Raw genomic sequence first — 10,409 nt, 5'->3', positions numbered from 1 at the left:
GCTGTAAGAGCGGAACCGATATAAGCCATCACCCAAATAACGGATATGCCCCCGATCCAAATCCCCCCCTCAACTGTTAAGCCTCTCCTGCCGCACGCCGAGCACCGGCTTCACCTCACCCCCCAAACAACGCCGACAGCTATAAACCCCCAACACCACCGGCTTTTTCTGCGCCCCACGCTCAACCCAGGTCGGCGCAACAAACCGATACCCCTGGCCCGTCGCCGTCGCGATATACACCGAATCATCATCCCCCAACGCCCGACGGATCGCCTTGATCTGCGCCCGCAGGTTGCACTCTTCCACCACCAACCGTGGCCAGGCGATGTCCAGCAATTGGGTCTTCTCCAACAGCTCACCAGGCCGCGAAGCGAGGGCAATCAGCAACGTCAGGGCCCGACTCCCCAGGCTCACCGGCTCACCGTTTTTCAGCAGCAGATGACGTCGGGGCAGCAGTCGATAAGGGCCAAAGTGAATTTCAATAGCGCTGTCTTCAAGGTGGCCGCGGTGTGAATACGTCATGTGATTAACCTTTGTGCATGTTCAAAAACACAACCCCGCGCGGCTCCCTTCGCGCAAGGCTGCAAGGGAAGGTCAGGTGTTGATCGCCGGGATCGGGTCTTCAGGATAATCACCCGGCTCCGTAGGCCCGCCAGTCAACCCGTATTGCTTGAGCACCGGCGCAAGCTGGCCATAGAACGCGTCCTGCGCCTTGCCATGGGCATCAGCCAGGGCGAAGGGCAGGAACGCGCTGCCGATCCCGCCAAGGATCGCCGTTGCCCCGCCGAGGATCCCGCTGATGGTCCCGGCCACCGCGCCGATTTCCGTGGCCCCGTACAACCCTGCCCCGGCTTCCACCAACCCGGCCACCGCCGCACCCGTACCCAGCACGCCGGTGGCCACCGAGAAACTGCCGCTCAGGTAGTCGCCTTTTTTCAACGAGTCGACACCGCCAATCACCCCGATCACACCGCCGATAATCCCGCCCGCCGAACCGATGATCTTGCCGGCCGCACCGAGGTTGGCGATTTGCTGCGGACTCAGCGGACCCTTGCCCACCGGCACCTTGCCGGGGAAGTCACCGATGGTGCCGCCATCCGGGCGGTTGACCCAGGTGATGCCGTAACCCGCTTCCTTGGCGTATTTGGTGCCGCCCTCCATCAACAACCCGGCAAATTGCAGCCCGGCGGATACCCGGTTCGCGTCCGCCACCGGCGTGTTGCTGCCGCTGGCCGAACGGGCCATCAGCACGCCGCTCATCAGCACTGCGCTGCCGATGTGCAACAGGCCTTGCTTGAATGCCGGGCTGACGTCGCCGAACTTCATGCCTTCGATGGCCTTGGGCAGTGCGTCGGCGATCTTGTTGCCCTGGCGCCCGATGTCCCATACCGAACGCAGCATCGACACCACTTGCGCCGGGTCGATCTTGCCGCCATCCGAGGTGACGAACATCTCTGGGTCTTTTTGCTGGGCGTCGTTGATCGCGGCAGTGACCTTGGCTTCGTCGAAGTTGCCCTTGCCGTCCCCCAGGGTGATGTTCAGGGTGTCGGTGGTGGCGCCGCCGAGCAGGGCGTCGCCAAGGACTTCGTTGAAATTCACCTGCAAGGTGGCGGCGTCATCCGCCGAGGCCTTGTCGCCGAGGAAGGCCTGGGCCGAGGCCGTGCTGGCGGCGAAGCTGCTGGCCGCCACGGTGGGGTCCATGCCGCCGGCCACCGCGTCGGTAAAGGCCTTGCCGGTCACCAGTTGGTTTTTGTAGTACTGCTGGATGTTGTCGCTTTGCCCGGCCTTGTCGGCGATGCCGGTCAGGTCCACATGACCGTTGCCCCCCAGCGCCAGGTTGGCGATGGTCGTATCGTTGGCCGCGTTTTGCAGGCCCATGCCCATGTCGATCTGCTTGCCGTTCTGGTCCTTGGCGTTGAGATTGTCGGTGAGGTTTTTGCCGGTCTCGATGTCGTCGGTGTAGTAGTTCTGCATCGCGACTTTCATCGCCGGGTTGCTGTCGACGATGTCGGCCAGTGCCGGGCCGCGATTGTTTTGCAGGAAGCCTTGCACGTCCGGGTCGGCCGAGAGGGTTTCGATGCCGCTTTGCAGCTGTGCCTTGATCTTGTCTTCGTTGGGGTTCAGGCCGTAGTGGGGCGAGGTGTACTTGTCCATCAACCCGGCGTGGGGCACGTAGTCGCTGACCAGCAGGCGGGTTTGTGCATCGGTCAACTGCACCAGCACCGCGGCTTTCTGTTCGCCGCTGTAGTTCTGCGGGTTGGCCAGGATGTCGGCGGTCAGGCCCGAGGTGTCGACGCCTGCGACCGCATCGCGGGTGGCGGCACCGTCGAGGAAGGTCAGGGTGTCGCTGTCGGTTTTCGGCGCCTGTTTTTCGAGCCAGGCGCCGATGTTGTCGCGGGTGCCGATGCCGTCCGACTTGCCGGTGGCGGGGTTGTCGCCGCCGGTTTCCAGGGCGTGGAACATCCCGGGTCTGGACCACATGGCCGCCGCGCCGGTCAGCTCGGTGCTCAGGGCCGAATCGCTGCCCAAGGCTTGCAGGTTGTCGCTGCGCAGCATGCCGTCGTTGCTGCGCTGGTTGGCGTCACCGGGGCGCATCGCCGGACCTGCGCCAGCGGCCAGGCTCTCGTTGGCCATCAGGATTGCCGCCGACTTGGCATTCGCCTTGGCCAGGTCACCGGGTTTGCTGCCGAGGAAACTGCCATAGGATTTCGACGCGGCGCCGAGGTCCTTGCCGGCGTTGTCGATGAAATGGTCGACATCGGAATGGGTGATCACATTGTCGGCCTTGCCACGCCCGCCGGTATCCAGCGCGGCCATCAGGCTCGGGCTGCTGGCCACGTACTTGAGTACGGCCTGGGCCTCGGGGGGGAGTGTCGTGGGTGGGTTGGCGAAGTCGATCGGCGCGCCATGCAGGCCCCAGGCGTCCCAGTTTTGCGAGAGCAATTGCGCGGCCGCCTTGGGCCGGTTCAGGTCGAGTTCTTCCTTGGTCGGCGTGCCGCTGGTGTTGCCGGTGATGGTGTCCCAGTCCTTGGCACCCGACACGCCAAACGATGAGGTGTCGATCCAGGACGTGTCCGAGGCGCCCGCCGCGCCGATGCTGCCGGCATACAGTTTGGCCACCTGGTCGTACAGCGCGGGGGTGATGTCCTGGGACACGATCACCTTGTCGCCCGACGCCGTGGTATAGCGAATCAGGCCCGGGCCGACTTCTTCGGGCGGGCCGATATTCGCTGCCGGGTCCATGGTTTCCATGGGGCCGGCCAGGCGGTAGCCCTCGGCCTGGCTGGCATTGATCGCAAAGAGCTTGGCCGAGTCGCCGCTGACCTGGGCGAACAGCGCGGGTGTTTCCTTCTGGCTGACCACGATTTTGTCGCCGGCACTGGTCTCGTAGCGGATCAGTCCCGGGCCCAATTCGGTGGTACTGCCGATCGCCTTGTAGTTGCCCAGGCCAGGCGCCACGGTGCTGGCGTCGGCCTCCTTGTAGCCGGCGCCTTTGCTGTCGGCCAGATTCTTCTCAAGGGTCGCGTCGCTTTGCTGTGCGTTGTACTGGTTGACCAATTGCTCAAACAGCCTGGGGTTGTCGATCTGCTTGAGGGTCACCGGTTTGTCGCTGCCCAGCGGGGTGTAGGTGATGCTGTTGTTCACCGGTGCCTGCACGTTCTGGTACGGCAGCGGAATGGACGGCCCGCGGATTTTCGAGGGGTCGAATACCGGCTTGTCGACGGCGGTGAACAGGGCTTTTTCGAACGTGCTCCGGGAGCCATCCGGGCCCTTGTTGTCGGCAGGGTCAAGGCCATTCGGGATCGCAGTCATAGATCACCTGGAAGTTGTTTTATATCAGTCGATATTTAGTGCAAGTGCACTAACTGGGGCGGGCGAAAGTTGCGAAGTGTTATTGGGTTAACCCGCGCCGAGCTATCAAACGCGATGATCAAGTCGGTTTTGTTACAAATGGAAATATCTGCAAAGTTGGGCAAATGGCTATTAGTTAAAAGTGTGAAGTTGTCGTGTTTATTTTCTGGAATTGTTGAGTGATCAACGTTTTTACCCAGAGGTAACTGGCTCATAAATTGTTCGAGTGGGTTCGTTTTTCAGGTTGTGCCCCCGTAAACATTGGGTCTCGTCGTGTATTGGTTTTTTAACAAAAGTTCCACGCCCGCGCGGCGATGAGATTTTCTCAACGGCATGTTGAGCCGGATTTTTCACAGCACCTGCCATGAACGTTTCACAAGCTTTCACAGCGAAGGCGTTTTGTTCGTGAGTAGTATGGTTCCCATGCAAACCGACGGCTGCATGGCCAACTCACTGTCTGACGCTGGGAGTTTGTTTCGGTTTGCATGCGGCTTAACTTCCCTATCGATGCAAGGAGATTGAACATGGCTACTACTCCACCAGTAAGTGCAGGCGGCGCCGACGACGCTATCGCGAAGATGGAAGCAACTTTCAACATGGCCATCGAGAAGTCGGCCAAGATCACCGAGATCAGCACCGCGAAAAAAGCAGAGCTCGACGCCACCAAACAGCGTCCGCAGAACTGATTCGCCATGCGGGCAGCGCCGGCGCTGCCCGTATACCTGCCTTACCCCGTTGCACCGTTGTTGATCGGCACAGGCGTCGTTGCGGCCTGTGATTCTCAAGGGGGCAAACCCAACCATGACAGCCTTGATTTCCCTGGGCCTGCCCGCCGCGAACGGCGCGCCGACCCTGCTTGTGACCCACGGTTTGCACCAGGGCAGTTCCCTGATGCTCGACCAGCCGGTCTACACCCTTGGCGCCGCCCTGGCGGCCGACCTCCAGCTCAGCGATCCCGGGATTGCCGAGTTGCACCTGCGCCTGCGTTTTGAAGGGGCCCAGGTGGCCGTCGAGGCCCTCGGCGGCGATGTACTGATCACCGGCACTGCCGGCGATATCCGTATTCCCCAAGGCAGCGGCCATCGCGCGCGGCTGCCGCTGCAACTGCGTATCGGCACGGCGGGTGTGAGCCTGGCGCTGCCGGGCAGCCCTGAAAAAACGCCTGCGACGACACGCACGTTAACGCCCTGGATCATCGCCACCGCGTTGCTCTTTGTGTGCGCTGGCGCCCTGGCATTTCGCAATGATCCACCGCAAGCGCAAACCGTAATGCCAGTTGCCGAAACAACCGCAGCCAAGCCTTCCCGTGCCGAGGCCAAGGCCTGGTTCGAAGGGCAATTGCAGGCCGCCCACCTGGACGCCGTGAAGGTCAACGACATCGATGGCCAACTCAACGCCGTCGGCTCCTTTGAGCGCGCGCAAAAGCCTCAATGGGTCGCCCTGCAACAAGCCTTCGACCAGCGTTACGGCCAGCAGATCGTGCTTAACCCGCGGGTCGCCGTGCGTGCAGATGCGGCCCGGCCAAGGGTGCGCTTTCAAGCCGTGTGGTTCGGCGCCAACCCCTACGTGATCAATGACAGCGGCAAGCGCCTGTACCCCGGCGCGGCCCTGGCGGACAACTGGGTACTGGAGCGCATCGAGAACAACCAGGTGATCCTCGCCCGTGGCGAAGAACGCTTTACCTTCACCCTATGACGCTGCTTTTTTCAGCTAAGGCCCCGGGATGAAAGTCGAACCCCGTCCGTTGATTCCAAGTGACGTGCGCAGCGCGCCGGTCGAGGCGATCCGCCCGGTCAACTCGCGCCAGGCCACGGCTTTCGAAGCGTTGCTGAAAACCCGCAAGGTCCAGTCCCGCCGCTCCCTGCGCAGTGACCTGGAAGAACTCACCAGCGCCGCCGGCGTCGACTCGCTGCTGTTCGGCAGCGCACGTTCCCTGGAACTGCTGGAACACGTGATGCAGCACCTGTTGCCGAACCTCGACGCCGAGCCGCAGATCAAGGCATTGGCCCACGACCTGATCAGCGAGGAAATCGAGATGCGCCGCACCCTCGAACAACAACGCTCGGAGGTCCAGGCCTGATGCCCCGGGACAACGACGACGCGGTGCAATTGCTCAAGGGCATTGGCGAGCTGTACCGGCGCAACGGCCAGTCCCAGCGCGCGCTGGTGATGTTGCTGATTGCCGTGAGTGTCGCGCCCGACGATGGCCTGCTGCTGCGCTCGCTGGTGCTGGCGTTCACCGACAGCGGCGACTTCACCCGCGCACTCGCGGCCCTGGATCGGCTGGTCGCGCTGGAGGGTGAGTCTGCCAGCCTGTTGCTGCTGCGTGCCCGGGCGCTGTGGTACGGCGAACGCAAGGACGAAGCGCGCCAGTGCTTCAAACGCTACCTCGCTGCACGGAGAGCCGCGCCATGAACCTGCTCAATCGCCTGAACGGCATCGCGCGCATGGCCGCCCAGCGTACCGACGTGATCATCGTCGCGTTCATGCTGATGGCGATCGTGATGATGATCATCCCGCTGCCTACCTACCTGGTGGACATGCTGATCGGCCTGAACATCGCCCTGAGCATCCTGATCCTGATCGTGGCGTTCTACATCGGCCACTCGGTGGAATTCTCCGCGCTGCCGCCGCTGATCCTGCTCAGCACCCTGTTTCGCCTGTCGCTTTCGATCACCACCACCCGCTTGATTCTGCTGCACGGCGACGCTGGCCATATCGTCAAGGCCTTCGGTGACTTCGTGATTGCCGGCCAGGTGGTGGTGGGCATGGTGGTGTTCCTGATCATCACCGTGGCGCAGTTCGTGGTGATCACCAAAGGCGCCGAGCGGGTCGCGGAAGTGGCGGCGCGCTTCACCCTGGATGCGATGCCCGGCAAACAGATGAGCATCGACAACGACCTGCGCAACGGCGATATCGACCAGGCCGAAGCCCGCCGCCGGCGCTCACGCCTGGAGCGCGAGAGCCAGATGTTCGGCGCGATGGACGGGGCGATGAAGTTCGTCAAGGGCGATGCGATTGCCGGGTTGGTGATCCTCGCGGTCAACCTGCTGGGCGGCATGCTGATCGGCATGATCGAGCGCGACATGGCCTTCGGCGCGGCGGTGCACACCTATTCGCTGCTGACCGTGGGCGACGGTTTGATCGCACAGATCCCGGCGCTGCTTATCTCGGTAGCGGCGGGCACCGTGGTGACGCGGGTCAACAGCGACGGCGAAGCGGGTGACCTCGGCAGCGAGATTCTCAAGCAGTTGGGTGCCAGCTACCGCGCCCTCGGTTTGACCGCACTGATCATGGTCGGCGTCAGCGTGATACCGGGCTTTCCGACCTGGGTGTTCCTCGGGTTGTCGCTGGTGTTCGGTGGTGCGGCCTTCGTGATGTACCGCCGTCATACCCGTGAAAACCAGGTAGAGCCTGAAGCGCTGGTCGAGACCCTGGAACCGGTGGTTGAAGTGCAGGCCGAGCAGGATTATGGCGTGGCCCCCGACACTCGGGTATTGCTGACCCTCGGCAGTGCGTTGGCCCTCAGCGCCCCGCGCCAACTACTGAGCCAACGCATCGAAGCGCTGTGTCACGACATTCGCAGCGACCTCGGCGTCGATATGCCGGTGCCGGGCATTCACATGGACGCCAAGGCCACGCCGGGCAGCTACCGCGTGTCACTGGAAGGCGTACCCGTCAGCGAAGGCGAGATGCCGATCAACTGCCTGCTGTTGCAGGACGATCCGGTGCATGTGCAGTTGCTGGACATCGCCACCCTGCAAGCCGATTCGCCCCTCAACGGTCGTGCCGCGCACTGGATCGAGCGTCAGCACGAAGACGCGTTGCGCAACGCCGGCATCGGTTTCCTGCTGCCGGACGAAGTCCTGCGTGGCGTGCTGGAACGCAGCCTGCGCCGCTATGCCGCAGACTTCCTCGGCATCCAGGAAACCCGCCTGCTGCTCGAACGCACCGAAGCCACCTACGGCGAACTGGTCAAGGAAGCCCTGCGCCTGGTGCCGTTGCAGCGGGTGGCCGAGACCCTGCGCCTGCTGGTGGGAGAGGGCGTGTCGATCCGCAATCAGCGGGCCTTGCTCGAAGCCATGGTGGAGTGGGGCGCCCGGGAAACCGATGCCGGCCGCCTGGCCGAACACCTGCGTGCAGGGTTGGCGCGGCAGATCAGCCATCAGTACGCCGACCGCAATCGGGTGATTGGCGCCCTGGTGCTGGCGCCGGGATTGGAAGACCAGTTGCGTGCATCCCTGCGTCGCCAGGAGCCCAGCCGTGAAGTGATCCCCGAGGAAGTCAACCGCGCGTTGCTCGCCCAACTGCGCCAGGCCTGCGACAAAACCACTGAAGCCAACAGTGCGGTATTGCTGGTGCACCCGGAACTGCGCCGCAGCCTGCGGCGCCTGGTGCTGCGCGGTGAACTGGAGCTGGCGGTGTTGTCGTTTCGCGAACTGGCCACCGAATACAACCTGCAAGCGCTGGTGACCATCAGCCTTACCGATATCTCCAACCGCCGTGCACCTGCCGCGGCTTCCGTCACTTCCCTGGCGTCTGCCTCATGATCCGTTTTTGTCTGCTGTTGCTGACGTTGACCTCGTTTTTCTGCAGTGCCCAGGACATCGCCAACGGTGCCCAGGGGTCTATCAACCTGGCCTCCGGTGAAGGCCGGATCCTGCATTTTGTGGCCCCGGTGGAGTCGGTACTGGTGGCCGAGCCGGGGATTGCCGACCTGCAAGTGGTGTCGCCCGGGGTGATCTATATCTTCGGCAAGGCGCCGGGCAATACCAGCCTGATTGCCCTCGGCAGCGACGGCAAACAGCTTGCCAGCCTGAGCCTGGCGGTCAGTAGCGCGACCCAGGCAGTGACTGCGCCGATGCAGGAATTGCATCCCGGCAATGGCGCGCAGATCAGCGGTGCCGGTAACCGATTGATCGCCAAGGGCACGGTGCGTTCGGTTGGAGAAGCGACGGATTTGAATGCCTTGCTCAACCCACAGGGCCAGGGCTTCCAGAGCGCGGTCAACACCACTGAGTACGCCGGTGCAGCCCAGGTCAACTTGCGTGTGCGCTTCGCTGAAGTGTCCCGCTCGGAACTGCTGCATTACGGGGTTAACTGGAACGCCATGTTCAGCAACGGCACGTTCTCCTTTGGCCTGATCACCGGCGGACCGCTGGCAGCCGCCACCGCCGGTGGCCTGGCGGCGGCGGGCAGCGGCTCGGGCAATACCAATATCGACGGCATGCTCGACGCGTTGCAGGCCAACGGGATCCTGCAAATCCTGGCCGAGCCGAACATCACCGCCATGACCGGGCAAACCGCGAGCTTCCTGGCGGGCGGCGAAGTGGCGATCCCGGTGCCGGTGAATCGGGACCTGGTGGGGATCGAATACAAGTCGTTCGGCGTGTCGCTGCTGTTCAACCCGACGCTGCTGCCCAACGGCCGGATCGCCCTGCAAGTGCGCCCTGAGGTCAGCAGTGTGGTGAGTGGCGGCACGGTGGATTTCGGCAATTTCCATGTGCCGTCGTTCAGCGTGCGCCGCGCCGATACGCGGGTGGAAGTGGGCAGCGGGCAGACGTTTGCGATTGCCGGTTTGTTCCAGCGTGAGAGCAGCCAGGACATCGAGAAGCTGCCGTTGCTGGGGGACTTGCCGATCCTGGGCAACCTGTTTCGCTCCAAGCGTTTTCAGCGCAATGAAACCGAATTGGTGATTTTGATTACGCCGTACCTGGTGGAGCCGGTGCGCAGTCGCACCCTGGCCACGCCGCTGGATGCGCAGCCTGCGACCGCCGCAGCGGCGGGGCCGCGCAGTGGTGGGGCGTTTGGTTTCTACATGAATTGATGAGGGGGCATGGCATGAAAGTTTCGCGTTTGTTGATGTGTTTGCCCCTGTTGGTGGTGGGCTGCAAGACGCATCTGGCGCCGGTGTATTACTCGCCGCAGTATCAGGCGGACGGGGTGCCAAGCCAGTGCCAGCAGCCGCCGGCCAAGGACGAGATTGGACTGGACGAGGATTTCAAGGCGACCTTGCCGTTGGGCTGCGCCAACAATCTGAATTTGATGCAGATGGTGGAGCAGCGCCAGGATTTGAATCAGGGGCGGGCGACGGGGCCTGCGATGGCGGCGCCGGTTGGGCGGGCGGCGCAGGTGTATATCGAGGGGTTTGATCGGGAGCAGTTGCAGCGGCGTCAGGCTCAGCAAGAGGCCAAGGCTGGCGCTCCGGGAGCGGAGCAATGAACCTGCGTTCACATGTCCTCTGTGGGAGCTGGCTTGCCTGCGATAGCGGTATTCCAGGCCCAGCAGATCCATCTGTCACACCGCAGGCCCAATGTGGGAGCTGGCTTGCCTGCGATAGCGGTATTCCAGACCCAGCAGATCCATCTGTCACACCACAGACCCAATGTGGGAGCTGGCTTGCCTGCGATAGCGGTATTCCAGGCCCAGCAGATCCATCTGTAACACCACCATCCAAATGTGGGAGCGGGCTTGCTCGCGAAAGCGGACTGGTAGGCGACCGGGATCTTGAAGCTTACCGCGTACATATCCATTCCTGCGGTAACGGCCACTTAGGG

At 62.9% G+C, this 10,409-nt stretch carries 9 protein-coding genes; 7 read left to right on the top strand and 2 right to left on the bottom strand.

From position 1 onward, the window contains the following. Nucleotides 1-69: 69 nt before the first annotated feature. Entirely contained in the window at nucleotides 70-522 is a 453-nt protein-coding gene (locus tag HX839_RS26195; RefSeq protein WP_008433180.1) for a winged helix-turn-helix domain-containing protein, read from the bottom strand. A gap of 72 nt (nucleotides 523-594) precedes the next feature. Further along, the gene (locus HX839_RS26190; RefSeq protein WP_177067931.1) at nucleotides 595-3,813 is read right to left on the bottom strand and encodes a type III effector HrpK domain-containing protein; all 3,219 of its coding nucleotides are present in this window, start codon (nucleotides 3,811-3,813) and stop codon (nucleotides 595-597) included. 563 nt (nucleotides 3,814-4,376) lie between these two features. Between HX839_RS26190 and HX839_RS26185 the strand changes: the two genes are divergently transcribed. The 7 genes from HX839_RS26185 to HX839_RS26155 all read left to right on the top strand — a co-directional run bounded on the left by HX839_RS26185 (nucleotide 4,377) and on the right by HX839_RS26155 (nucleotide 10,074). Next, nucleotides 4,377-4,538 carry a hypothetical protein gene (locus HX839_RS26185; protein WP_003207273.1) on the top strand — a complete coding sequence of 54 codons (162 nt, stop codon included), beginning with the start codon at nucleotides 4,377-4,379 and terminating at the stop codon, nucleotides 4,536-4,538. A gap of 115 nt (nucleotides 4,539-4,653) precedes the next feature. Continuing rightward, the gene (locus HX839_RS26180) at nucleotides 4,654-5,547 is read left to right on the top strand and encodes an FHA domain-containing protein (protein ID WP_102369495.1); all 894 of its coding nucleotides are present in this window, start codon (nucleotides 4,654-4,656) and stop codon (nucleotides 5,545-5,547) included. A gap of 28 nt (nucleotides 5,548-5,575) precedes the next feature. Beyond that, on the top strand, nucleotides 5,576-5,932 hold the full coding sequence (locus HX839_RS26175) for a hypothetical protein (protein ID WP_003207269.1): 357 nt from the start codon (nucleotides 5,576-5,578) through the stop codon (nucleotides 5,930-5,932). Next, complete coding sequence (locus tag HX839_RS26170) at nucleotides 5,932-6,267, top strand: lipopolysaccharide assembly protein LapB (protein ID WP_003207267.1); 336 nt, start codon at nucleotides 5,932-5,934, stop codon at nucleotides 6,265-6,267. Before HX839_RS26175 ends, HX839_RS26170 begins: the two co-directional genes overlap by 1 nt. Next, the gene (gene sctV, locus HX839_RS26165; RefSeq protein WP_008433174.1) at nucleotides 6,264-8,402 is read left to right on the top strand and encodes a type III secretion system export apparatus subunit SctV; all 2,139 of its coding nucleotides are present in this window, start codon (nucleotides 6,264-6,266) and stop codon (nucleotides 8,400-8,402) included. The genes HX839_RS26170 and sctV overlap by 4 nt, the downstream gene beginning before the upstream one ends. Beyond that, nucleotides 8,399-9,679, top strand: a complete 1,281-nt coding sequence (locus HX839_RS26160) for a type II and III secretion system protein family protein (RefSeq protein ID WP_008433173.1) — start codon at nucleotides 8,399-8,401, stop codon at nucleotides 9,677-9,679. The genes sctV and HX839_RS26160 overlap by 4 nt, the downstream gene beginning before the upstream one ends. Nucleotides 9,680-9,693: 14 nt before the next feature. After that, nucleotides 9,694-10,074, top strand: coding sequence for a hypothetical protein (locus HX839_RS26155; RefSeq protein ID WP_003207261.1), 381 nt, complete (start codon nucleotides 9,694-9,696; stop codon nucleotides 10,072-10,074). Nucleotides 10,075-10,409: the final 335 nt, after the last annotated feature.

It is taken from the genome of Pseudomonas sp. I8001 (assembly GCF_013385345.1).
GTDB lineage: Bacteria > Pseudomonadota > Gammaproteobacteria > Pseudomonadales > Pseudomonadaceae > Aquipseudomonas.
Note: the sequence above shows the minus strand (reverse complement) of the source record. Positions and strands in the feature narration are given on the sequence as shown.